25 protein-coding genes are annotated in these 23,598 nt (G+C 71.2%); 20 read left to right on the top strand and 5 right to left on the bottom strand.

Annotated features, from left to right (window positions below; translation table 11 throughout):
• Positions 1-47: 47 nt before the first annotated feature.
• The 13 genes from ACWIHY_RS27290 (at position 48) to hypE (ending at position 12,414) form a co-directional block, all read left to right on the top strand.
• Positions 48-1,832, top strand: a complete 1,785-nt coding sequence (locus tag ACWIHY_RS27290; protein WP_454378338.1) for a nickel-dependent hydrogenase large subunit — start codon at positions 48-50, stop codon at positions 1,830-1,832.
• A complete protein-coding gene (locus tag ACWIHY_RS27285) occupies positions 1,829-2,479 on the top strand; it encodes a hypothetical protein (protein ID WP_454378321.1) in 651 nt (216 codons plus the stop codon). Before ACWIHY_RS27290 ends, ACWIHY_RS27285 begins: the two co-directional genes overlap by 4 nt.
• Positions 2,476-3,144, top strand: a complete 669-nt coding sequence (locus ACWIHY_RS27280; protein ID WP_454378320.1) for a DUF5947 family protein — start codon at positions 2,476-2,478, stop codon at positions 3,142-3,144. Before ACWIHY_RS27285 ends, ACWIHY_RS27280 begins: the two co-directional genes overlap by 4 nt.
• Complete coding sequence (locus ACWIHY_RS27275; RefSeq protein WP_454378319.1) at positions 3,141-3,842, top strand: DUF6084 family protein; 702 nt, start codon at positions 3,141-3,143, stop codon at positions 3,840-3,842. The genes ACWIHY_RS27280 and ACWIHY_RS27275 overlap by 4 nt, the downstream gene beginning before the upstream one ends.
• Positions 3,839-5,287, top strand: a complete 1,449-nt coding sequence (locus tag ACWIHY_RS27270; RefSeq protein ID WP_454378318.1) for a hypothetical protein — start codon at positions 3,839-3,841, stop codon at positions 5,285-5,287. Before ACWIHY_RS27275 ends, ACWIHY_RS27270 begins: the two co-directional genes overlap by 4 nt.
• The gene (locus ACWIHY_RS27265) at positions 5,284-5,832 is read left to right on the top strand and encodes a hydrogenase maturation protease (protein WP_454378317.1); all 549 of its coding nucleotides are present in this window, start codon (positions 5,284-5,286) and stop codon (positions 5,830-5,832) included. The genes ACWIHY_RS27270 and ACWIHY_RS27265 overlap by 4 nt, the downstream gene beginning before the upstream one ends.
• A 10-nt stretch (positions 5,833-5,842) precedes the next feature.
• Entirely contained in the window at positions 5,843-5,950 is a 108-nt protein-coding gene (locus tag ACWIHY_RS27260; protein WP_454378316.1) for a DUF6893 family small protein, read from the top strand.
• Positions 5,951-6,154: 204 nt separating this feature from the next.
• The gene (locus ACWIHY_RS27255) at positions 6,155-6,550 is read left to right on the top strand and encodes a hydrogenase maturation nickel metallochaperone HypA/HybF (RefSeq protein ID WP_454378315.1); all 396 of its coding nucleotides are present in this window, start codon (positions 6,155-6,157) and stop codon (positions 6,548-6,550) included.
• A 3-nt stretch (positions 6,551-6,553) separates the two neighbouring features.
• On the top strand, positions 6,554-7,348 hold the full coding sequence (gene hypB, locus ACWIHY_RS27250) for a hydrogenase nickel incorporation protein HypB (RefSeq protein WP_454378314.1): 795 nt from the start codon (positions 6,554-6,556) through the stop codon (positions 7,346-7,348).
• Positions 7,345-9,756: a carbamoyltransferase HypF gene (gene hypF, locus ACWIHY_RS27245; protein ID WP_454378313.1), complete on the top strand. Its 2,412-nt coding sequence runs from the start codon at positions 7,345-7,347 to the stop codon at positions 9,754-9,756. Before hypB ends, hypF begins: the two co-directional genes overlap by 4 nt.
• A gap of 54 nt (positions 9,757-9,810) precedes the next feature.
• Positions 9,811-10,131 (top strand): HypC/HybG/HupF family hydrogenase formation chaperone, encoded by a 321-nt coding sequence (locus ACWIHY_RS27240; RefSeq protein WP_454378312.1) that lies wholly within the window; start codon positions 9,811-9,813, stop codon positions 10,129-10,131.
• Entirely contained in the window at positions 10,128-11,342 is a 1,215-nt protein-coding gene (hypD, locus tag ACWIHY_RS27235; protein WP_454378311.1) for a hydrogenase formation protein HypD, read from the top strand. The genes ACWIHY_RS27240 and hypD overlap by 4 nt, the downstream gene beginning before the upstream one ends.
• Positions 11,335-12,414: a hydrogenase expression/formation protein HypE gene (hypE, locus tag ACWIHY_RS27230; protein WP_454378310.1), complete on the top strand. Its 1,080-nt coding sequence runs from the start codon at positions 11,335-11,337 to the stop codon at positions 12,412-12,414. Before hypD ends, hypE begins: the two co-directional genes overlap by 8 nt.
• 90 nt (positions 12,415-12,504) lie before the next feature.
• Here the strand turns inward: hypE and ACWIHY_RS27225 are convergent, their stop codons facing one another.
• The 3 genes from ACWIHY_RS27225 to ACWIHY_RS27215 all read right to left on the bottom strand — a co-directional run bounded on the left by ACWIHY_RS27225 (position 12,505) and on the right by ACWIHY_RS27215 (position 14,403).
• Positions 12,505-12,891, bottom strand: coding sequence for a hypothetical protein (locus ACWIHY_RS27225; RefSeq protein ID WP_454378309.1), 387 nt, complete (start codon positions 12,889-12,891; stop codon positions 12,505-12,507).
• Between the two features lie 757 nt (positions 12,892-13,648).
• Positions 13,649-13,780 (bottom strand): hypothetical protein, encoded by a 132-nt coding sequence (locus ACWIHY_RS27220; RefSeq protein ID WP_454378308.1) that lies wholly within the window; start codon positions 13,778-13,780, stop codon positions 13,649-13,651.
• A 131-nt stretch (positions 13,781-13,911) separates the two neighbouring features.
• Positions 13,912-14,403: a hypothetical protein gene (locus ACWIHY_RS27215; RefSeq protein ID WP_454378307.1), complete on the bottom strand. Its 492-nt coding sequence runs from the start codon at positions 14,401-14,403 to the stop codon at positions 13,912-13,914.
• A gap of 280 nt (positions 14,404-14,683) precedes the next feature.
• Here ACWIHY_RS27215 and ACWIHY_RS27210 point away from each other — a divergent pair, with 280 nt between their 5' ends.
• Both ACWIHY_RS27210 and ACWIHY_RS27205 read left to right on the top strand, forming a co-directional pair.
• Complete coding sequence (locus tag ACWIHY_RS27210) at positions 14,684-15,238, top strand: HPP family protein (protein ID WP_454378306.1); 555 nt, start codon at positions 14,684-14,686, stop codon at positions 15,236-15,238.
• A gap of 592 nt (positions 15,239-15,830) precedes the next feature.
• Positions 15,831-16,172, top strand: a complete 342-nt coding sequence (locus ACWIHY_RS27205) for a hypothetical protein (RefSeq protein ID WP_454378305.1) — start codon at positions 15,831-15,833, stop codon at positions 16,170-16,172.
• An 81-nt stretch (positions 16,173-16,253) separates the two neighbouring features.
• Here ACWIHY_RS27205 and ACWIHY_RS27200 read toward each other — a convergent pair whose 3' ends face one another.
• Positions 16,254-16,667 (bottom strand): organic hydroperoxide resistance protein, encoded by a 414-nt coding sequence (locus tag ACWIHY_RS27200; RefSeq protein ID WP_454378304.1) that lies wholly within the window; start codon positions 16,665-16,667, stop codon positions 16,254-16,256.
• A gap of 97 nt (positions 16,668-16,764) precedes the next feature.
• On the opposite strand from ACWIHY_RS27200, the gene ACWIHY_RS27195 reads away from it, so the two are divergent.
• Positions 16,765-17,262 carry a MarR family winged helix-turn-helix transcriptional regulator gene (locus ACWIHY_RS27195; RefSeq protein ID WP_454378303.1) on the top strand — a complete coding sequence of 166 codons (498 nt, stop codon included), beginning with the start codon at positions 16,765-16,767 and terminating at the stop codon, positions 17,260-17,262.
• Between the two features lie 170 nt (positions 17,263-17,432).
• On the opposite strand, the gene ACWIHY_RS27190 is transcribed toward ACWIHY_RS27195, so the two are convergent.
• On the bottom strand, positions 17,433-18,812 hold the full coding sequence (locus tag ACWIHY_RS27190) for a S1 family peptidase (protein ID WP_454378302.1): 1,380 nt from the start codon (positions 18,810-18,812) through the stop codon (positions 17,433-17,435).
• Positions 18,813-19,118: 306 nt separating this feature from the next.
• On the opposite strand from ACWIHY_RS27190, the gene ACWIHY_RS27185 reads away from it, so the two are divergent.
• The 4 genes from ACWIHY_RS27185 (at position 19,119) to ACWIHY_RS27170 (ending at position 23,378) form a co-directional block, all read left to right on the top strand.
• On the top strand, positions 19,119-19,781 hold the full coding sequence (locus tag ACWIHY_RS27185) for an RNA polymerase sigma factor (RefSeq protein ID WP_454378301.1): 663 nt from the start codon (positions 19,119-19,121) through the stop codon (positions 19,779-19,781).
• A complete protein-coding gene (locus tag ACWIHY_RS27180; protein WP_454378300.1) occupies positions 19,778-20,851 on the top strand; it encodes a CU044_5270 family protein in 1,074 nt (357 codons plus the stop codon). Before ACWIHY_RS27185 ends, ACWIHY_RS27180 begins: the two co-directional genes overlap by 4 nt.
• 273 nt (positions 20,852-21,124) lie before the next feature.
• Entirely contained in the window at positions 21,125-21,829 is a 705-nt protein-coding gene (locus ACWIHY_RS27175; protein WP_454378299.1) for a DUF4232 domain-containing protein, read from the top strand.
• A gap of 118 nt (positions 21,830-21,947) precedes the next feature.
• Positions 21,948-23,378, top strand: a complete 1,431-nt coding sequence (locus ACWIHY_RS27170; RefSeq protein ID WP_454378298.1) for a chondroitinase-B domain-containing protein — start codon at positions 21,948-21,950, stop codon at positions 23,376-23,378.
• Positions 23,379-23,598: the final 220 nt, after the last annotated feature.

The raw sequence follows: 23,598 nt of genomic DNA, 5'->3' as shown, positions 1-23,598 counted from the left end.
CACCGCGCGATCAGACTCCCCGCTTGCAGAAGGGCACGGCAGACACGATGGCACCGACGACGAAGGCGGCCGGCGACGGCAGCGGCCTGGTGGAGATGGCCTGGGATCCGATCACCCGGATCGTGGGCAGCCTCGGCATCCACACGAAGATCGACTTCAAGCAGAAGCGGGTCGCCGAGTGCTACAGCACCTCGTCGGTCTTCCGGGGCTACAGCGTCTTCATGCGCGGAAAGGATCCCCGGGACGCGCACTTCATCACCAGCCGGATCTGCGGCATCTGCGGCGACAACCACGCGACCTGTTCGGTGTACGCCCAGAACATGGCGTACGGCGTGAAGCCCCCGCACCTCGCCGAGTGGATCATCAACCTCGGTGAGTCCGCAGAGTACATGTTCGACCACAACATCTTCCAGGAGAACCTGGTGGGGGTCGACTACTGCGAGAAGATGGTCCGCGAGACGAACCCCGGCGTCCTGGAGCTGGCCGAACGCACCGAGGCGCCGCACGCCGGTGACCACGGCTACCGCACGATCGCCGACATCATGCGGTCGCTGAACCCCCTCGAGGGGGAGTTCTACCGCGAAGCCCTCCAGGTGAGCCGCTACACGCGGGAGATGTTCTGCCTGATGGAGGGACGCCACGTGCACCCCTCCACGCTGTACCCGGGCGGCGTCGGCACCATCGCCTCCGTGCAGCTCTTCACGGACTACCTGAGCCGCCTGATGCGCTACGTCGAGTTCATGAAGCGCGTCGTACCCCTGCACGACGACCTGTTCGACTTCTTCTACGAGGCCCTGCCCGGCTACGAGGAGGTGGGCAGGCGCCGCGTCCTGCTGGGCTGCTGGGGCGCGCTCAACGACCCCGAGTACTGCGACTTCACGTACGCCAACATGAGCGACTGGGGCCGGCGGATGTTCGTCACCCCCGGCATCATCGTCGACGGCAAACTGGTCACCAACGACCTCACCGAGATCAACCTCGGTATCCGGATCCTGCTCGGCAGCTCGTACTACGAGGACTGGCAGGGCCAGGAGCAGTTCGTCACCCACGACCCGCTGGGCAACCCGGTGGACCCGCGCCACCCGTGGAACCAGCACACGATCCCCGCGCCGCAGAAGCGGGACTTCAACGGCAACTACAGCTGGGTGATGTCGCCCCGGTGGTTCGACGGCAAGGACTACCTCGCCCTGGACACCGGCGGCGGCCCCATCGCCCGCCTGTGGTCCACCGCGCTCTCGGGGCTCGTCGACACCGGCTACGTGAAGTCCACCGGCCACAGCGTGGTCATCAACCTGCCGCGCACGATGACCAAGCCCGAGACCACCTTCGAGTGGAACATCCCGCGCTGGAGCAACGCGCTGGAACGCAACCGCGCCCGTACCTACTTCCAGGCCTACACCGCCGCGATCGCGCTGCACTTCGCCGAGAAGGGGCTGGAGGAGGTACGCGCCGGACGCACCCAGACCTGGGAGAAGTTCGAGGTTCCGGACCAGGCCGTCGGCGTGGGATTCACGGAGGCCGTACGCGGCGTCCTCTCCCACCACATGGTGATCCGCGACGGCAAGATCGCCAACTACCACCCGTACCCGCCCACGCCGTGGAACGCGAGCACCCGGGACACCTACGGCACCCCCGGCCCCTACGAGGACGCCGTACAGAACACGCCGATCTTCGAAGAGAACACTCCGGAGAACTTCAAGGGCATCGACATCATGCGCGCCGTGCGCAGCTTCGACCCCTGCCTGCCGTGCGGTGTTCATATGTACGTCGGCGAGGGCAAGACGGTGCAGAAGATGCACATGCCCACCGGCCTGAGCGGGCTGGGCGGATGAGCGGCGAGAAGAGGGCCGGGACGGCGCCCGCGGTGAACGCCGAGCAGGCCGGGCGCCGTGTCGAAGAGGTGATCGACCGTCTGGCCGCCACCGGGGACCGGGCGGCGAGTGCGGCGGCCGAGGAACTGGTCCGGTCTCTGATGGACTTCTACGGCGCGGGCCTGGCCCGGATCGTCGCTCTCCTCGGCAGCCAAGCCGTCAAGAGCGGCGGGACCGCCGGGGCAGCCGGCGACAGCGCGCCCGTCGGCCTGGCCGGGCTCCTCGGCGACGAACTCGTCGCGAGCCTGCTGGTCCTGCACGACCTGCACCCGGAGGACACCGACACCCGGATCACGCGGGCGCTCGCGACCGTTCCGGAACACGCGGTGGAAGTGGTCGGCTTCGACGCAGGCACGGGGACCCTGCGCCTGCGTTCGTCCGGCGGCTCGGGCTGCGGCTGCGCCGCCACCGGGGCGACGGCTCAGCAGGCTGTCGAGGACGCTCTCGCCTGCTTCGCGCCCGAGGTGAAGGCCGTGGAGATGCAGCCGCCCGCGGACACGCGCGAGCCGGCTCTGCTCCAGATCGGTTCGGGGCCCGGCCCCGGGACAACACGCCCGGGGACGCGGGTTGACGCGGTCGCGCAACCGGCCCCGGCGAAGGCACCGTGAGCGCGCCCCCGGCCCGGCCTCAGCCTTCCGGACGGTCCTCGGACCTGCGCGGCCTGCGCCGGTTCGTGAGCGAACGTACGCCCCAGCAGGAGCGCTGCGAGCTCTGCGGTGTGGCGGTGGCCGAAGACAGCCACCGCCACCTCGTGGACACCGAGCAGCGGTCGCTGGCCTGCGCCTGCGCTCCGTGCGCGTTCCTGTTCGAGCGTCCGGGCGCCGCCGGCGGCCGCTTCCGTGCGGTTCCCTCCCGCTATCTGGCCGACCCGGACCACCGCCTGGACGACGGCGCCTGGGAACTCCTGCAGATCCCGGTCGGTGTCGCCTTCTTCTTCCGCAACGCGGCGCTCGACCGGCTGGCCGCGTTCTACCCGAGCCCGGCCGGCGCCACCGAGAGTGAACTCGATCCCTCCGTGTGGCCGGCGGTTCTCGACAGCAGCCGACTGGCCGCGCTGCTCGAACCCGACGTGGAGGCGCTGCTCGTGCGCCGGTCGGACGGACAGTCCGCGTGCTACCTCGTGCCCATCGACATCTGTTATGAACTGGTGGGCCGCATGCGCCTGTTGTGGCAGGGCTTCGACGGCGGGGCAGAGGCCCGCGCCGACCTGGACGCGTTCTTCGAAACCGTCGCGCAACGCGCGCGCACGGTCCGCGAGGAGGACCGGCCATGACGGAGTTCGCGTTCACCTGCACCGGCGTACGCGCCGACCAGTACGCCGCCGGACCGACCCTGGTCTTCCGGCTGCGCATCACCGCCTCCGGGAACGCCCGGGTGCACGCTCTGGCTCTGCGCTGCCAGATCCGGATCGAACCGGCCCGGCGCGGCTACGAACCCGCCGAGGCCGACGGGCTGAAGGACCTCTTCGGCGAGCGCTCGCGTTGGGGCAGCACCCTGCAGCCGGTGCAGTTCGCGCAGGTCTCCCTCATGGTCCCCGGCTTCACCGGTGAGACGGAGACCGACCTCGTCGTGCCCTGCACGTACGACACCGATATCGCCTCCACGCGGTACTTCGGCGCGCTCACGGGCGGCGAGGTCCCCCTGCTGATGCTCTTCTCGGGCACGGCGTTCACCGGCGCGGGCGGTTTCCACGTCGAGCCCGTGCCCTGGGACAGGGAGGCGGACTTCCGGATGCCTGTCGCGGCCTGGCGGGAAATGGTCGAGCAGCACTTCCCTGGCTGCGGCTGGATCCGGCTGCCCCGCGACACTATGGACACCCTGCTCGGCTTCCGCTCCCGGCGAGGTCTCGCCTCCTGGGAGGCGACCCTCCGGGCCCTGCTCGCCGAGGCGGGCGTACCGGACCCGTCGCGGCCCGAGCGCGCCCTGACCGGCGCGGTGTCGCCCGCGGCCACGGGAAGGACGGTTCCGTGAGCGTGACCACGTTCTCCGGCGAGACCGAGGCCCGGTTCTCCGTCGCCCGACAGGTGGCCGACGCCGTGCTCTTCGAGGGGTACGTGCTGTACCCCTACCGGGCCTCGGCGGCCAAGAACCGGCTGCGCTGGCAGTTCGGGGTCCTCGTACCGCCGGGCTGGGGCGCCGAGTCCGAGGAGCACGACTTCCAGCACACCGAATGCCTCATGGAGCCGAAGGCGGGCGCCACGCTGGCCCTCGAAGTGCGCTTCCTGCACGCCCAGCGGCGGACCGTCCAGCGGTCCCGCCCCGAAGGCGGCTTCGAGGAAGTACCCGAACTCCGCCTGGAGGACCGTGTCCTGGTCCCTTGGGACGAGGGTACGGAGGAACGCGTCGAGGTGGTCGTCCCGGTGGCCGAGCTGGCCGGGGACGGCGTCACGGTTCCCTTCACCCGCCCTGCCCGCGAGGAGACCGAGCCCGTTCTCGACGCGGTCGGCCGGCCGCTCGGCCGCCTGGTCCGCAGGTGCGAGGAGATCAGCGGTGTCGTGCGGCTGTCCGTGCGGGAACTCGACGGCCCCTACCGGGTGATGCGGCTCACCGCGGTCGTGGAGAACACCACCCCCTGGTCCCCGCCGGAGGACGGATCGGCCGGCCGCGACGCGGCGCTGCCGCGCTCGCTGGTCGCCGCGCACGTCCTGATGTGCCTCAGCGCCGGATCGTTCCTGTCGATGACGGACCCTCCCGAGTGGGCCAAGGGCGCGGTCGCTTCCTGCCGCAACCTGCACACCTGGCCGGTACTCGCCGGCGAACCCGGGCGTGCGGATCTCGTGCTGTCCTCGCCGATCATCCTGGAGGACCACCCCGCGATCGCGCCGGAGAGCCCGGGAGCGCTGTACGACGCCACGGAGATCGACGAGATCCTCGCCCTGCGCACAGCGGCCCTCACGGACGAGGAGAAGCGCGAGGCGCGCGGCACCGACGAGCGGGCGGCCGCCGTCATCGACCTGGCCGACTCGATGCCGCCCGAGGTACTGGAGCGCCTGCACGGCGCCGTACGCAGCCTTCGGGACGTGACCGGCCCCGAACCCTCCCCGGCCCTGTCCGCCCCCTTGCAGGCCGCCCCGGCAATGCCCGACGCGTACGGCGTGGAGCCGCCGGAAACTCCGTGGTGGGACCCGGCGAGCGACGCCGGCTTCGACCCGGCACACGACCGGGTCGTGGTCGACGGCCGGTCGCTGGGCGCCGGAAGCCGGGTGCTGCTGCGGCCGGGCCTGCGGCGCACCGACGCGCAGGACCTGTTCCTGCAGGGCCGCAGCGCGCGCGTCGAAGCGGTGCTGCACGACGTGGACGGCCAGGTGCACCTGGCCGTGACCGTCGACGGCGACCCGGGTGCGGACATCCGCCGGGAGCAGGGCCGCTTCCTGTACTTCCAGCCCGACGAGGTCAGCCCGCTGGAGGACGCGTGAGCCCGCCCGCCCCGGACAGAGGCCGGATTCTGGTGGCCGGTGTCGGAAACATCTTCCTGAGCGACGACGGTTTCGGCGTCGAAACGGTCCGCCGGATCGCCGCGCTGCGACTGCCCGACCACGTCGAAGCCGTGGACATCGGCGTACGCGGCGTGCACCTCGCATACCAGCTCCTCGACGGTTACGACACACTCGTCCTGGTGGACGCGACCCAACGCGGCGGCGAGCCGGGCACGGTGTATCTGATCGAGCCCTCCGGCCCGGGCGGTGGCGAGCAGCCCAGCGCCGTGCTCGACGGCCACCGGATGTCACCCGACGCGGTACTGGCCCTGCTGGGGACACTCTGCGCGGGGACCGGCGCGAGTCCACCGCGGCGCACGCTGGTGGTGGGGTGCGAACCCGCCTCGGTCGAGGAGGGCATCGGTCTCAGCCCGCCGGTGGCCGCCGCCGTGCCGGAGGCCGTACGGCTGATCGAAGAGCTGCTGAGGGACGGGGATCAGGAAGCGCCCGCACCGCGGGCCACGGCCGGCGAGGCCGCGACATGAGGAGACGAGCATGAAGAAGAACATCATCCTTGGGGCGGTCGGCGCCTCCGCTCTGGCCACGCTCCTCAGGCTGGCCCTGCCCGACCTCAGGCGCTACCTGCGCATCCGCAAGATGTGATGCGGCGGCCGGGCAGAACCTGTCCGTTGCGTCGAACGGTGTACGCGGAGCGCCGCGTCGGCGTGCCGGTCCGCCGGCCGCCCGGGGCGCGACCTGTAATGGGGCGGAGCGGGCCACCCCTCGCGCACTCCGCCCCGCACGGCGTAGGCGTGCCGCCCGCCCGTGGCGGCCGACGGAGACCGGCCCTCGCCAGGACGGAGTCCGATGCACGAGATGTCCATCGCGCTGGCCGTCGTAGGCCAGGTGGAAGAGGCGGCCGCGCGGTCCGGCAGCGTGACCACGGTGCGGAGAGTCGAACTCCAGGTGGGCGAGCTGGCGGGCGTGGTCCCCGACGCGCTCTCCTTCTGCTTCGAACTCGCCTGCGCCGGAACCCTGCTGGAAGGCGCCGAACTGGTCACGGAACCGGTGCCGGGCCGCGCCCGATGCGCCCCCTGCGCCGACGAATGGGCCGTCGGAATGCCGCCGCAGCTGTGCTGCCCGGTGTGCGGTGCCGCGACCGACGGACTCGTCTCGGGCCGTGAACTGCAGATCGTCAGCGTGCACTGGGAAGACGGCCCGCCGCACGAACACACCCGCGAACCGATCCTCGAGGAGCGCTGAACCATGTGCCGTGCCGTCGATCTGCACCAAGCCGTACTCGCCAAGAACGACGCGAGCGCACACACCCTGCGCGCCGGACTCGCCGCCCGCGGCACCACAGTCGTCAACCTGCTGTCCAGCCCCGGCAGCGGGAAGACCGCCCTGCTGGAACGCGAACTGCTGCTGGCGCGTGAGAGGGCGGTATCCGTCGCGGCCCTGACCGCCGACCTCGCCACCGAGAACGACGCCGTACGGCTGGCCCGTTCGGGCGTCCCGGTCAAGCAGGTCCTCACCGACGGGCTGTGCCACCTCGAGGCCGCGATGCTCGACCGGCACCTGGAGGGATGGCTGCCCGACGACACCCGGCTGCTGTTCGTGGAGAACGTCGGCAACCTCGTCTGTCCGGCTTCCTACGACCTGGGCGAATCGCTCAGAGTCGTGCTCGCCTCCGTGACGGAGGGCGAGGACAAGCCTCTCAAGTACCCGACGGCCTTCGGGCTGGCCCACCTTGTGGTGGTCACCAAGATTGACATCGCGGACGCCGTCGAATTCGACGAGGTGGCGTTCCGCGCGCACGTCGAACAGGTCAACCCCGGAGTGGAAGTGCTCCTGACCTCGGCCCGCCGGGGCCGGGGGGCCGGGGAACTGCTCGACCGGGCGCTGGCGGTCGCGGACGGCGCGCGCGTCCACGAGCCCGTCATGGCCCGCCGTCAGGACGACGTCACGCGGGCGCACACGCATACCGGTGCGGACCACCACGACCACACGGATCACCACCTGCACGCCGGTCCCGGCGCCATGACGCCGTCCCGCTCGTGAGTGATCGGCAGCCCTCGACCGCCGTCGTCGGCGAGGCGGTACTGCGCCGACGGGTCACCGTACGCGGAGTGGTGCAGGGCGTCGGCTTCCGGCCGTTCCTCTACGCACTCGCCACCGAACTCAGCCTGACCGGGCACGTGACCAACACGCGGGAGGGCGTCGTCGCGGAGGTCCAGGGCGCCCCCTCGGCCGTGGCCCGGTTCTGCGCCCTCATCTCCCCGCAGGCCCCGCCCCTGGCCCGGGTCGAATCCGTCGAGCACCACGAGGTACCGGCCACCGGTGGCGCGGGGTTCACCATCATCGCTTCCCGTACGGACGGCGTGGCGCGCACCCTCGTCCCACCCGACACGGCCACCTGCGCCGACTGTCTCACCGAACTGGCCGATCCTGCCGACCGGCGGTACCGCCACCCGTTCATCAACTGCACGCACTGCGGCCCGCGCTTCACCATCGTCACGGGCCTGCCGTACGACCGGGCCCAAACGGCCATGGCCGACTTCCCGATGTGCCCTGACTGCGCCCGCGAGTACGCCGACCCGGCCGACCGGCGCTTCCACGCCCAGCCGGTCGCCTGCCACAGCTGCGGCCCCCGCCTGCGCCTGCTCGCTCCAGGGCCGGGTCACGGCCCGCGGCCGCGGCCCGTGACGGGGAAGGACCCGGTCGCCGAGGCACGCGAACTCCTGTCCCGGGGTGCGGTTCTCGCCGTGAAGGGTCTCGGCGGCTACCACCTGGCCTGCGACGCGTCGGACTCCGCGGCCGTGTGCCTCCTGCGGCGCCGCAAGGCCCGCGGTGACAAGCCGTTCGCCGTGATGGCCAGGAGCGCAGCCGACGTCGAGCACCTCGTGCGACTGGGCCCCGAGGAACGCCTCCTGCTCACGGGCGGCGTCAGACCCATCGTGCTGCTGCGCCGCCGCGAGGACGCCGCACGGGATCCGGAGGCTCCGCGCCTCGCGGACGCGGTCGCTCCGGGCAGCCCCGACCTGGGCGTGATGCTTCCGTACACCCCGCTGCACCACCTGCTGCTCGGCCTCCCGGGCGACGCAGGCACCCACGGCCCCCGCCTGCTGGTCATGACCAGCGGGAACGTGGCGGGTGAGCCGATCGTCACGGACGACGACGAGGCACTGGACCGGCTGGCGCACCTGGCCGACGCCTGGCTCACGCACGACCGGCGCATCCACGTCCCTTGCGACGACTCGGTCGTGCGCGTCTGCGACGGACAACCGCTGACCGTGCGCCGCGCCCGCGGCTACGCCCCTCTGCCCGTGCGGCTTCCGGTTCCCGTACGGCCCGCCCTTGCCGTGGGGGGCGACCTGAAGAACGCGTTCTGCCTCGCGGAGGGGCGCACGGCCTGGCTGTCCGCCCACATCGGCGACATGGACGATCTCGCCACACAGCAGGCGTTCGAGCGGGCGGAACACCAACTGGAGTCGATCACAGGGGTGAAGCCGGAACTCCTGGCTGCCGATCGCCATCCGGGATACCGCTCCGGGCAGTGGGCGGCCCGGCACGCGGCGGCCCGGCCCGTCGTACGCGTACAGCATCATCACGCCCACGTCGCGGCGGCCATGGCCGAGCACGGACTGGACGGCAGCCGGCCCGTGATCGGCGTCGCGTTCGACGGCACAGGCTACGGCGACGACGGGGCGGTGTGGGGCGGCGAGTTCCTGCTTGCCGACTACGACAGCGCCGACCGGTTCGGGCACCTCGCGTACGTCCCGCTGCCCGGCAGCGATGCCGCCGTGCACCGCCCGTACCGCATGGCCCTCGCGCACCTGCGGGCGGCCGGCGTCGACTGGTCGGACGACCTTCCCTGCGTGGCCGCTTGTCCTCCCGACGAGCGACGCGTGCTGGAGCGGCAGTTGGAGCGCGGTCTGAACTGCGTCGACACCTCCAGCATGGGCCGTCTCTTCGACGCCGTCTCCTCGCTCGCGGGCATCTGTCACCGGGCCGGATACGAAGCCCAGGCAGCCATCGAGCTGGAGGCCGCCGCGCTGTCCGATCCGGTTCCGGACGGCGCCGGTTACGCCTTCGCCCTGCGGCCCGGCGGCCCGGGCGACGCGGTCACGGTGCGCGCCGACCCCGGGCCCGTCCTGGCCGCTGCGGCCGACGACGTACGGGCCGGTGCGGCGCCCGCCCTCGTCGCGGCACGTTTCCACCGGGCGGTCGCCGGCCTCGTCCACCACATCTGCGTCATGGCGCGGGAGCGGCACGGCCTGGACACCGTCGCCCTGACCGGGGGCGTGTTCGCCAACGCACTGCTCTCGTCGGCCTGTGCGCGGGCCCTGCGCGAAGACGGCTTCAGGGTCCTGCGCCATCACCAGGTGCCCCCGAACGACGGTGGGCTGGCACTCGGCCAGCTCCTGGTGGCGGCCCGCGTCACGGCCGGGCCCGGCACCACCGGGTGACGGCCGTGTCCCGTCGGAGCCGGACAACACATCACCCACAGCGAGGAGAAGGCCATGTGCCTGGCGGTACCCGGCAGAGTGCTGGACATCGAGGAGCGTGACGGCACACGGATGGCCACCGTCGACTTCGGCGGTGTGGTCAAGGAGGTGTGCCTGGAGTACCTGCCCGACCTCCAGGTCGGCGAGTACGCCATCGTCCACGTCGGATTCGCCCTGCAGCGCCTGGACGAGGAGTCGGCCAAACAGACGCTGGAGCTGTTCGCCACCCTCGGGATGCTCCAGGAGGAGTTCGGCGACCCCTGGGAACTGGCCGCGGAGGCCGGCGGATCCCCGTTGCCGAGCGGCGACGGCGCACCTGTGGAGGCACAGAAGTGAAGTACATCGACGAGTTCCAGGACCCGGACCTGGCCCGTCGTCTGCTGGACGACATCCACGCGGCCGTGACGAGACCGTGGGCGCTGATGGAGGTCTGCGGCGGGCAGACGCACACCATCATCCGGCACGGCATCGACCAGCTTCTCCCGGACGAGGTGGAGCTCATCCACGGCCCGGGCTGTCCCGTCTGCGTCACCCCGCTGGAGGTCATCGACAAGGCGCTGGAGATCGCCTCCCGCCCGGGTGTGATCTTCTGCTCCTTCGGAGACATGCTGCGCGTGCCCGGTACGGGCCGCGACCTGTTCCAGGTCCGCAGCGAGGGCGGTGACGTGCGGGTGGTCTACTCACCACTGGACGCCCTCAAGATCGCCCAGCAGAACCCGGACCGTGAGGTGGTGTTCTTCGGCATCGGCTTCGAGACGACCGCGCCGCCCAACGCCATGACGGTCTACCAGGCGCGCAAGCTCGGCATCCGCAACTTCAGTCTGCTGGTGTCCCATGTGCTGGTGCCTCCGGCGATCGAGGCGATCATGCGGTCGCCGAACTGCCGGGTCCAGGCATTCCTCGCGGCCGGTCACGTGTGCAGCGTGATGGGCACGGGGGAGTACCCGGAGCTGGCCGAACGGTTCCGGGTCCCCATCGTGGTGACCGGATTCGAGCCGCTGGACATCCTCGAAGGCGTACGCCGGACCGTGCTGCAGCTGGAGCGCGGCGAGCACACCGTCGACAACGCCTACGCACGCGCCGTCCGCCCGGAGGGCAACCCCGCCGCGCGGGCCATGCTGGCGGATGTCTTCGAGGTGACCGACCGTGCCTGGCGCGGCATCGGCGTGATCCCGCAAAGTGGCTGGCGGCTGTCGCCGCGCTACCGGGAGTACGACGCCGAGCACCGTTTCTCGGTCAGCGGCATCCAGACGCGCGAGCCGGCGGAGTGCCGGAGCGGTGAGGTGCTTCAGGGCCTGCTGAAGCCCCACGAGTGCGAGGCGTTCGGCACCCTCTGCACGCCCCGTACGCCGCTCGGAGCCACCATGGTCTCCAGCGAGGGCGCCTGCGCCGCGTACTACCTCTACCGGCGGCTGGACCTTCCGGCCGCCACGACCGCGACACCCGCGACGGCCGTCGCGGCCGTTACGACCGACACGGAGGTCACGACCGACACGGCCGGTACGACCGCCACGACCGCGCCTCGGGAGGCGAGCCCCGTTGTCTGAGACCACCGAGCTCAACACGCCGGTACCGGACCTGACAGCCTGGACCTGCCCGGCTCCTCTGCGTGGCCAGAGCCGGGTGGTGATGGGCCACGGCGGCGGCGGCGCGCTCTCCGCCGAACTGGTCCAGCACATCTTCGCTCCCGCCTTCGGGGGAGAGGTACTCGCGCAGATGGGGGACGCCGCGGCGCTCTCGCTGGGCGGTGTCCGGCTGGCCTTCTCCACCGACTCCTTCGTGGTGCGGCCCCTGTTCTTCCCCGGCGGCAGCATCGGGGACCTCGCCGTCAACGGCACCGTCAACGACCTCGCCATGAGCGGCGCCCGCGCTGCCTACCTCTCCTGCGGATTCATCCTGGAGGAAGGTGTCGAGCTGTCGGTGGTCTCCCGCGTCGCCGAGGCGCTGGGTGCGGCGGCGCGCGAGGCCGGGGTCGAAGTGGCGACGGGTGACACCAAGGTCGTGGAAGCCGGGCACGGCGACGGGATTTTCATCAACACGGCGGGCATCGGGCTCATCCCGGCGGGCGTAGATCTGCGCCCCCAGCGGGTCGTCCCCGGGGATGTCGTGATCGTCAGCGGCGCCATCGGCGTCCACGGCGTGGCGATCATGAGTGTCCGCGAAGGCCTGGAGTTCGGGGTGGAGATCGAGAGTGACTGCGCGGCGCTCGGCGGCCTGGTCGACGCGATGCTCGCCGTCACCCCGGACCTGCACGTACTGCGCGACCCCACCCGTGGGGGACTGGCCGCCGCGCTGAACGAGATCGCGGCGGCCTCGGGCGTCGGAGTGGTCGTCCAGGAGCGGAACGTCCCGGTTCCGCCGGCCGTCGCCAACGCCTGCGCCATCTTGGGGCTGGACCCCCTGTACGTCGCCAACGAGGGCAAGCTCGTGGCGTTCGTCCCGCGCGAGCACGCCGACGCGGTGCTGGACGCGATGCGCGCACACCCACTGGGCGCGGACTCCCAGGTGATCGGAGAGGCGGTGGACGCGCACCCCGGCATGGTCGTGGCCCGCACCGGCCTTGGCGGCACCCGCGTGGTGGACCTGCCGATCGGGGAGCAGCTGCCCCGCATCTGCTGAGGTCCGCCCCCCACGCGTCCTGCGCACCCCCGGGACCTCAGCGGTGCGCCGCCGCCTGACGGGTGCCGGCCGGGAACCGAGAACCGCGGACTAACCCGGCCGACGCTTCGAGGGCGGCTCCTGGGGGTCCACCCCCGTGAACGCGGAAGCGTCCTTGGCGCCGCTCGGGCGCTGCGAGCGGCCCTTGCGGCCGGTGTCCCGCATGCCCTTCTCGGACGTGTCGCCGTACTCCTCGCCGCGCGCACTGTCGCTTTCGACCTTGTCGCCCGGAACGGGCTTCTTCTCTTCCCGGGAAGGCTTGCGGCCAGGCCCCTTGCCCGGGGCGTGCTCATCCGTGTGGAAGGAGCGGCGGGCGCTGGGGTTCTCCTGCTGACGGGTGTCGTCCACATCGGGGGCCCAGCCGTGCTGCTCGGTCCCCTTGTGACGGCTCGGGCCCTCGCCGTGCGAGGGCTCGGATGGCTTCGATTGCTTGGGCATGAGCCGACCTGCCTCCGGTACGTGCGGAAGGCGCGCTCGACTGCGTACCTTCCTGTGTAATCGAATCCTTCCACTTGGTGGCGAAATAGGCACGTTGCCGAGTGGAACGTACGCCGCCAGACAGAGGCGACGAGGCGAGACGGCCCCGGGCGCACCACGCACGAAAACGGCAACCATGACCGCACGCAGAAGTGGCTGTCGGTATCGGCGGGCGTGAACGTGCGCCCCGACGTTCTACTGGCTGATAAGCGCGCTGGCGACCTTCGCGCCCACCGCTGCTTGGCGCGGCAGCGCCTCGCGTGCCCAGGCCGCGCCCACGGGCCGCCCCGTCACATTCGCATGCGGGCGCCTCGCCTTCACGTACGTACACGCCTCGAGGGAGCTTGAGGCCAAGGCGTACGCGCCCGCGCGCGACACATTTGCGGGGCCTCGATCGGCTCGCGGTGGAGAGAAGTGGCGTTGCCGACGTCGTGAGGGGTCGTTGTTGTGGGTGTGGATCGCGTAGCGGAGCCTGAGATTGTCCATGGCGAGTTGTCGGGGGCGTACTGGCTGGAGAGTTCGTGGCATGAGTCGCGGGACGGGTGCCGGTGCGGGCTTCAGCGGTCGGCGGAGCTGCGGCTGGACACGGCGCGGTTCGCGACGACGGGGATGCGTGGCGAGAGCATTCGTGGCGGTGGTGGTCGTCGAGGTCCGGGGAAGTGACTCAGCTCGTACTGCGACCTGCATAGGGCCGGATTCCGTATGCGGGGGGCCTGGGTCAGCCCGGCCACAGGGTGAACAGCGCGACGACGAGCAGGACCAGCAGTGCCCAGCCGAGCGCCCCGGTCTTCCGGCGCTGCGGGTTGCGCCCCTGGTGCCATGTGCCGACCTCGTGCGGAGCGTCTCCCATGGCGGACCAGCATAGGACCTGACATGAACGACGGAGTCGGCACCCGGAGACCCCAAGACGGCGACACAGATGTGGGCCGGACCGGCCACAGCGACGGGGAATCGGGCCGCGTCACCTCGGGCCTGCGCGGCTCAGTCCGGCAGTGGGCTGCCACAGCGTGAGCAGTACCGGGCCCCCTGTTCGGCGGCGAGCCGCCCGCAGTCGGGGCACACCTGGGAGAGGAGGCAGGCCGTTTCGCCGCCTTCAGCCGCGGGTGGCGCCACCCCGGGGCCGGGCCGCCGGGTGCGGACCGTCAGGTACGTCATCCCGTCCGGTCCGGCGGTCAGTGACTCCCGCGAGCCTCCCGCCAGCCAGACGGCCGCGTGCAGCGCCAGAGGGAGGGCCCCGGCGCCGGTGCCGAGCCGGCCGCTGCCGTGGACGACGACGACCAGGGCATCGCGTGCCGGGTCGCCGTGCCGCGTGCTGACAGCGCCCGGCCGGAGGCGGACGAGGGCCGCGTCCAGGCCGCGCTTGGCCCCGGTCAGTCGCCATAGTGTGTCGGCTGCTCCGGGAGGAGCCTCGGCCATCACTGCGGCAAGATCGCTCACTGCCCCGGCGAGGGGGGAGTGCTTCGCCATGTCCATGCTTCGCGCGTCCTCGTCTCACCTCTGGTATTGGGCGTGGCCCTACGCCACCTCGTCACCACCACGGCGGTCTGCGAAACCATTCCGGCCGGCCGATCGGCGACGGGCCTGTCCGACCCCGAACCATTCCGTCGCAAATCTGAGCGATAGGGTCTTGTGCGATTGCGTCGGCCGAACCAGGAAGCGGGCGCAAGGCGGGCCCGACTGTCGATCACAGTGTTCGCCCACCTTTCGCTCTGCCCACACCGGCCGACGGCCGCCTGCCCCGGAAACACCTCACATGAGCATCGACGCCGCCCCGCGTCCCGAGTCGGTCCAAGCTGCCCCTGAGGCGTCCCGTAGACGCAAGGTGACCGGCCGGGCTCCCGCCCGGCCCACCCCCGCGGCCGCTTTCCACAGCATCAGTGCTGCGACAGCCGTCCTGCTGGGACTGGTCGCGATCGGCACGATGATCCACGAACCCGTGCTGATACCGCCGCTGGCCGCGAGCGCGGCGCTCGTGCACAGCGCCCCGACCCTGCCGCTGGCCCAGCCCCGCAGCGTGGTCATCGGCCACTTGCTCGGCGCCGCCGTCGGTTACGGCGTGCTGGCGGCAGCGGGCAGCAGCCCATGGGCAGCTGCCGTGGCGGCCGGCGTCACGCTGGCCCTGATGATGGCCGCACGCACACCGCACTCGCCCGCCTGCGCCACGGCCGTCGTCATCGTGCTCCAGACCCCCGCGCCCGCCCGGTTCATTCCCCTGCTGCTCGGGGCCACCGTCCTTCTGGTGCTGATGGAGTACGCCGCCTCCCGCATCCGCCGTACAGCACCGCGATACCCCGCCTACTGGTGGTGACCGTCGTGCGTTCCGCAGGCAGGGGATGAAACTCCCGAACTACCGCAAAATACTAAATATGATCTTGACTGGCTTCCGCGGAGCCCTTGAAGATTGAGAACAGGTCGAACCCCCATCCGGAACCAACGGCACCGAAGGGGATCTCGGTTCGCTGCCGAATCCAGCTGGGCGTCAAAGCCTGCTCCGCACCCGTTGCGGCGCGCGGCCGACTGGCCCGCCCCCGGCTCCCGGAGTTCGCGAGGTTCCGCTGCGCGTACGTTCCCCGAGCGGGGCCGGGCTTGTCGTGCGCGGCGGGCTTCGGACGGATCGCGACCGCTTTTCATCGCTGCCACCGCGCCCCGCGCCGGGTCGCAGCTCCCAGGCGACAGCGCACCCACGCCATGGCCCCACCGGCAGGAGGGCAGCGCAGTGATGATCCTGATGGGGGCCCGCAGGCGGCGCGGCCGCCGCGTCACCCGTCCCCACTCAGCGCCGCAGCACCGGAAGTAAACTACGCGTACGCCCTGCTCCTGACCAGGCTGCTGGACGTCGCTCGTACGCGCGGTTCGCCGCCGGACAGGGGCTGTTGCTGAGCGCGGCGACCGTGGCGACGGTGACGGTCCCCTGGGTGCTGGCGCAGGCGCTGGCCCGCGCCCGCTCGGACGCCGAGCGAGGCGACGCGGGCCGTTTCGCGATCATCGCGAGCACCGGAGGCGGGCTCGTCGTCGGCAGCGTCGTCGCCGCCGTCGCCACCTCGTTCGCCGGACCCGCGGACGCTCTCAAGACGGCGGAACTGAACGTCACCGAAGGTTACGTCGACCGGCACACGCCCAGGGCGGCGCTGTGCCGGCTGGGGATGGCGTCGAGTCGTACCGCTCGTGCGGCGGTCCGCGGCAATCCGACGGTCTGCCGCGCCGCCGTCAAGGCGGTCGGGGCGGTGGACCGGCTTCGCTGACAGGGTGGGCCGGGGTGGGCGAACACCGAGGGCCGGACGGTCGTGATGACCGTCCGGCCCCAGGTGTCCCCGGCGCGGTGACTACTCGATGACGAGCTCGATCGGCAGGTTGCCGCGGGTCGCCTTGGAGTAGGGGCAGTACGCGTGGGTCTTCTCCAGCAGGTCACGGCCGGCCTCGCCCTGGAGGTGGTCCGGGAGCTCGACACGCATCACCACGGAGAGGCCGAAGCCACCGTCGGTGTCCTTGCCGATGCTGACCTCCGCGGTCACGGAGGCGTCCTTGACATCGATCTTCTCCTGGCGGCCTATGGCGCCCATCGCGCTGGCGAAGCAGGCCGCGTACCCGGCGGCGAAGAGCTGCTCGGGGTTGGTTCCCTGTCCGTTGCCGCCAAGGGCGGCCGGGAAGGCGAGCGGCAGGTCGATGTGACCGTCGGAGCTGACGGCGCGGCCTTCGCGACCGTTGGCGGTGGCGACAGCGGTGTAGAGCGCGTCCATGAGTTGCATCCCTCTTCGTCCGTTGAGAACCGATGACATAAGTAGAGCACGCAATTCAATTGCACACAACTCAATCATGCGCAGGTATGCTGTAGCCATGGAGAAGACGACGCTGACCGAGGTGCCGGACGAGGACTTCCTCCGTCTCGACCACCAGATCTGCTTCTCGCTGCACGCCGCCTCGCGGGCGTTCAACAGCATCTACCGCATCGCGCTCAAGGACCTGGGGCTCACGTACCCGCAGTACCTGGTGATGCTGGTGCTGTGGGAGCGCGGCGAGCTGCCGGTCAAGCAGATCGGCGAGTACGTGCGCCTGGACTCCGGGACCCTGTCGCCGCTGCTCAAGCGGCTGGAGTCGGCGGGTTACGTGGAGCGCAGGCGCAGCCGCGAGGACGAGCGCTCCGTCACCGCGCGGCCCACCGCGGCGGGGGAGCAGCTGCGGGAGAAAGCGCTGGGCGTGCCCCGGAAGATCGCCGAGGCCACGGGCCTGTCGTTGGAGCGGATCCGCGCGCTGCGCGGCGAGCTGGAGGCGCTGACCAGCACGCTCGACACGACGGGCGCCGAGGCCGCGGCCTGCCTCGCCGAGGACGACTGAGCGCGGTCGGGGCAGGCTGAAGAGGCAGGCGGGGCAGGCGGGGCAGGCGAGTCAGGCGGGGCAGGCGAGACGGGCTGGGCAGACGGGGCAGGCGGGGGACACGGGCGAACCCCGGGCATCCGCCGATGCCCGGGGTTCGCCCGTGTTCGATGCTGCCGCAGAGGGCTGCCTCAGTTGTTCAGGCCGCTGCCGTCGCCGGCCGCGTCACCCGCGGCGTCGTTGCCGCCGACCTGGTCGGTTCCGCCGACGCCGTTGTCGTTCGCGCCGCCGCCTTCCTGGCCGTCGTCCTGGGCGCCACCGTCCGCGCCGGCGTTCGCCTCCGCGCCGCCGTTGTCCTCGGCGCCGGCGTCGGCGCCCGCGTTGTCCTCGGCGCCGGCGTCGGCGTTGCCCTCGGCTTCACCCGCGCCGTTGTCGTCACCCGCACCGCCGCCCGCGCCGTTGCCGATCTGCGCCCCGACCGCTGCGAGAGCCGTGGTGACCGGCTGGAAGAACGTCTCGCCGCCCGCGGTGCAGTCCCCGCTGCCGCCCGAGGTCAGGCCGACCGCGCTGCCGTCCGCGGTGAAGAGCGCGCCGCCACTGTCGCCCGGCTCGGCGCACACGTTGGTCTGGATGAGGCCCGTGACCGTGCCCTCGGGGTAGTTCACGGTCGCGTCCAGGCCGGTGACCTGGCCGTCGTTGAGGCCGGTCGTGCTGCCCATCCGGATGACGTCCTGGCCCACCGCCGCGTCGGCCGCCCGGTTGATCGCGACCGTCTGCCCGCTGCCGGTGTCGACCTCGCTCGGGGCCTCGGTCGCGGGGTCGTCGTACGTCACGAGTGCGAAGTCGCCCTCGCCGGGGAAGACCGCTTCCTGGACCGTGCCGACCGCCTGGCCGCCCGCCTGCTCGGACCACTGCTCGGCCGCGACCCCGCAGTGACCGGCGGTCAGGAAGCCGGGACTGCCGTCCTGAGTGGTCACGTTGAAGCCGAGTGAGCAGCGCGCGCCGCCGCCGAAGATGGCGTCGCCGCCTTCGAGGAAGGTCTTGAACTCGCCCGCGGACTTCTGGATCCGGGCCACGCCCGGGCCGAGGTCCCGTACCGCCGACTCGAGCTTGTCCCAGCGCTCGCCGGCGACCGTACGATCGGCCGTGACGAGAACCTGGTTGTTTCGGGGGTCGAGCGCCCAGGACGTGCCCGGGACGGTGGCCTTCTGGGACAGCGTGCTCTTGGCCGCTGCCAGCTTGCTCGCGCTGTTCTGCACGTTCCTCGGCACCGCGCCGGCCTTCTTGACCTGCACGTTGACCTTGTTGTCGTTGCCCACGACATTGACGACGAGCTGTTGCTTGTCGGCGTCGTAGTACGCGCCGCCGTAGGACGCGCCGAGCTGCTTGCCGAGTTGTTGGAGCAGCTCCGAGGCGGAGGCCGCGCTCATCGTTCTGGGAGCCGACGCAGCGGACTGCGATCCGTCCTGCCCGGCGTAGGCCTGTGGAAGCAGGATGGCGGCCGCGGCAATGCCGACTGCCCCGGCTCCCGCCAGAACGGCCTTTCGCTTGGTTATTCGCCTGTGACTCAACTCGTCGCCTCCTATAGGGGGTACGGAGCCGGTTGCTGATGGGCACCGGGGGACGCGTCCGCCCTTGGATACGCATGAGGCGCGTGTTGTTCTCATCGCGATTGCGAAATTATTTACTGACGGCTCGTCAAAAAGGTTGCTGGAAGCTGGTGGGGGCGTCTCATCGCCCGGTACGGCCGCCTGTGTGGGGCAACCCCGTGGCCGCCGGGCGGGACTGCCCGGCGTACAACAGTGCGGATGAACTCCTCCCATGGCGGTGTGACGAGCGGCACAGGAACCTCGTCCGGGCCGCGGGGAGTAACTGGTGTGAGGCAAACAGAACAAGAACAGCCACCGCGTGCGCGCATTCGGGCAGGGGACCGTGAGGCGTTCGCCGGCCTGTACGACCAATACGCGCGGGCGGTCTACAACCATGCCCTGCGGCTGACGGGCGACTGGTCGGAGGCCGAGGAGGTCATGTCCGAGACCTTCCTCGCGGCCTGGCGTACCCGGGAAGCGGTAGAACCGGACGGCGGATCCCTCAGACCCTGGCTGCTCGGCATCGCCACGCACAAGGCGCGCAACGCCAATCGCGGCCTGCGCCGACGGCTCGCCTTCCTGGGCCGCCACCCCGCACCGCCTCCGGTCGGGGATTTCGCGGACGAGGCAGCCGGCCGGATCGACGACAGGCGCCGCCTCGCGTCGGTGCACACGGCACTCGGGCAGCTGCGCCGCGCGGACCGCGAGGTGTTCACCCTGTGTGTCTCGTCGGGGCTGGACTACCGCCAGGCCGCCGAGGCCCTCGGAGTTCCCGTGGGCACCGTGCGGTCGCGGCTGTCCCGGGCTCGCGCCCGACTGGCCCGGCTCAGCACCGGCCCGCTCGACCGGGCCGGACTCGACCAGGGTGGAACGGAACCGGCGGGTGCTTGCGGAGAGATAGAGAGTGAGGCCGCTCTCGCGGCCCTGTTTCTGCAGGAGGAAACCCAATGAACGCTGACAAACCGCACCGCACCGCATCGGCCCGGAGCGAAACCCTGGAGTCGCTGTCGGATCCGGTCGAATGGGACCTCCCGCCTTGCCGTCACCTCCACCACAAGGACACCCTGATGCATCAGATCGACCGCGACCTCGCCCCCTCCGCCCGGACGCCACGGCCGTCGCGTCGCCGGCTGCGACCGGCGGTGCTGGTGCCCATGGCGTCGATGGCACTGGCAGGGGCGCTGGTCGTCACACTTTCCGGCGGCGCGGACACCTCCGCCCCGGCAGGCGGTGCCGGAGCCACGAGAGTCAACAGCGCGTCTCTCACGCTCGACCGCATCGCTGCCGCATCCCTGAAGACCGACGCGAGGCCGGTGAAGGACGGCCAGTTCGTCTACGTCAGGAGCCTGAACCGCTCCAACGTAGGCACCTTCGGCGGCACCGTGCGGCTGGGGGCCCCGTACAAGCGGGAAGTCTGGATGTCGCAGGACCCCACCCCGGTCACCAACATCGGCTGGGCCCGCGAAACGGGCAAGGGCGTCCCGATGTCGGGTCAGGACCTCCCCGTCGAGTCCGCCGGCCCGGACGGTACGGACGACACCGGCGCCGTCCCGGCAGGCATCAGTCGGCCTACGTACACGTGGCTGGCCTCGCTGCCCACCGAACCCGACGCCCTCCTCGAACTGCTCTACGCCGAGACCACGGTGGGGGAGGACGTGTCGAAGGACGAGGCGGTCTTCGGGACGATAGGCGAACTGCTGCGCGAGACGATCATGCCGCCGGCCAACGCCTCCGCGCTCTACAAGGCCGCGGGCAAGATTCCCGGCGTGACCGAGATTCCGGACGCTGTGGACGCCGCCGGCCGTCACGGCATCGGCATCACACGCGAGGACGACGCCTCCGCGACACGCGACGAATGGATCTTCGACAAGCGCAGCCTCGCCTACCTCGGCTCGCGTTCCTACATGACCAAGGACAAGAAGAGGGGCGGCAGGGCCGACACGCTGTACGGCATCGAGGCGATCATGCAGCGGGCGGTGGTCGACCAGCACGGCATGGAACCCGCCAAGACCGAGAACTGACCGGCCCGCGGCGCTGCACCGTCCCCGTCGGCGAACTTCGCCGGGGCGCCCGGCGCCGTCCGCTGCACTGTGTACAGCCGCTCCTGAACGTGTCAGGGGCGGCTGTGCCGCTGTTCCCGGACCCGGACGCTGCTGTCGCGGGCGGGTGGCGTCAGCCGTACGTCAGCGGTACGTCAGCACAACGGCAGGGCGGGGGCCGAAGCTGTGAGCAGACCAGGTGCCTGCACATGGCATCGACCGTACTGACACCGCATCACACACGGGGAGCCCCACATGCGTACGTTCATCGACCGCCCTGCCGTACTCGCCGCGACCGCCGTTGCCGCCCTCGGCCTGACGCTCACCGCTTGTGGCGGCGACGGCGGCGTGAAGGACGAGGGGGCCGCCGGGTCCGCAGGGTCCGCCTCGGTCTCGAAGACCGTCGGCGACAGCGCCGGGAAGAAGGACACGGCAGCAGGCAGCGAGGCGGGCACGGGCACCAGCGGTTCGGGTACTTCCGGCGCTGCCGCCCAGGCCGGTTCCCACAAGAAGCCCAGTGCCAAGGCCCCGGCCTGCAGGGTCGACGACGTGAGGATCTCCGCGGCCAAGCAGGACGGCGTCCCCACCACGCACATCACTCTGACCGCGACGAACGTCTCAGGTCACGCCTGCACGCTGCTGCAATACCCGCTGATCTCGTTCAGCGACGTACCGCAGACCGCCAAGGACGTCCCGCCCGTCGCCAAGAGCAAGCCCGCGACGCCCATCGTGCTGAACGCCGGCACCCCGGCCTACGCCGCCGTCCGCATCAACCAGGGCGGCGTCGACGACAAGAACCACGTCGTCAGCTCCTTCTACGTGAACCTCTTCGCCACCGACGGCCCCGCCGAGGGCAGCAAGGCCGTGCCCGCGCCCAAGGGCGGCATCGCGGTCGACGACGCCGCCGCCAAGACCGGCTACTGGACCTACGAGCTGCGCAACGGCGCCGACGACTTCTAAAGGCATCCGGTCGTCCGGGCGGGCGACGGTCCCCGTCGCGCCGCGCCCCGTCGCGCCGCGCCCCCACGGGAAGGTGCCGACTCAGCACCTTCCCGTTCCTCGTCCTACAGGAGGCACTATGCAACGACGCACGTTTCTCACCGGCACCTTGCTGGGCGCCGCCATCGCCGCTGTGCCGCTCAACACTCTGATGGCGACCAGCGCGTCGGCAGCCACGACGCTGGTCGGTTCCCTGGACGAACTCCAGAACGCGATCGTCCGCGCGGTCCCCGGCGATCGGATCGTCCTGGCCGACGGCACGTACACCGTCCCGCCCCGTGGCGCCATCAGCGTCACGGGCAAGAACGGCACGAGCAGCGCACCGATCACCATCGTCTCGGAATCTCGCGGCGGCGCGGTGCTCCAGGGCGAGCGCAGCTTCGTCTTCAGTAACTCGAGCAACGTCACCATCAGCGGCTTCGCCTTCCGCCAGAGCACCACGCTGGAGATACCGGCGAGCTGCCCCCGCATCCGACTGACCCGCAACGACTTCCGGTTCGCCGACATCAGCGGACTGGACTGGGTCGTCGTGCGGGCCGACGACGTCAAGATCGACCGGAACCGCTTCCACGACAAGTCGACCGAGGGCATCTTCGTGGTCGTCGACGGCCCGGGCTCGACCGCCATGGCCCAGCGCCTCCACATCTACAAGAACCACTTCTCCGGCCACAGCTTCGCCGGCGCCAACGGCGGCGAGCCGATCCGGCTCGGCGTCAGCGGCCGGGCGCTGTCCAGTGCCCACGCGGTTGTGGAGTACAACCTGTTCGAGGGGTGCGACGGAGACCCGGAGACCGTCTCGGTGAAGTCCTCGGACAACACCGTCCAGTACAACACCATCCGCGACAGCCGCGGCGGGATCGTGCTGCGCCATGGCAACCGCTCCAGAGTGGAGGGCAACTACCTGATCGGCGGTGCTGAAGGGCTGCGCGTCTACGGCAACGACCAGCTGATCGTCAACAATTACCTCGGCGGTCTGTCGGGCCGCGCCCTGGTGATCGGCAGCGGCACCACCCGCGACCACCACGCCGGTGAGACGACCGGGGAAAGGCGCGGCAACGACGCGTGCGACCGTGCGGTGATCGTGCACAACACCCTGGTCGGCAACGCCGGAACGCTCTCTGGGGAGACCCGCGAGTACGAGCCCGGGGACGTGGTCATCGCCGACAACCTTCTGGTCGCCGGGGTTGGCAGCCTGGTTGCGATGGGCAAGACCACCGGCTTCACTTGGCAGAGCAACCTCCTGTGGGGCGCCGCGTCCAACGGCAACATCCCCTCCGGCGGCTACCGCCGGGCCGACCCGCTCCTCCGGCAGGAGTCCGACGGGGTGTTCCGGCTGACGGCCGGCAGCCCGGCGATCAACGCGGCGACGCTGGCGAGCCCGTCCGTGGCCGACGACATCGACGGCCACTCGCGCGGCACCACCCGTGACATCGGCGCGGACGAGTACGCGGCACTCGCCCCGGTCCGCGGTCCCCTCTCGGCGGCGGACGTGGGTCCCCACGCGTCGTGAGCGGCCGTTCAGCGTGAGTCGAGGGGCGCTTACGCCCACACGCCCGTCGAAGGAGGACGCCGCCCGGGCCCTGGCCGAGTCGTGCTTGTGGGGGCGCTACGGTCCGGGCGCCCGTCCTTGATGGCAGCACGTGCCGAGGAGGCGAGATGCTGGGTGCGCTCAAGGCGGAATCCTCGACGGCCCGGCATCAGTACGGGGGTGACGCGCACCAGGACGTGGC

This window comes from Streptomyces sp. NPDC055287, assembly GCF_053646035.1.
Note: the sequence above shows the minus strand (reverse complement) of the source record. Positions and strands in the feature narration are given on the sequence as shown.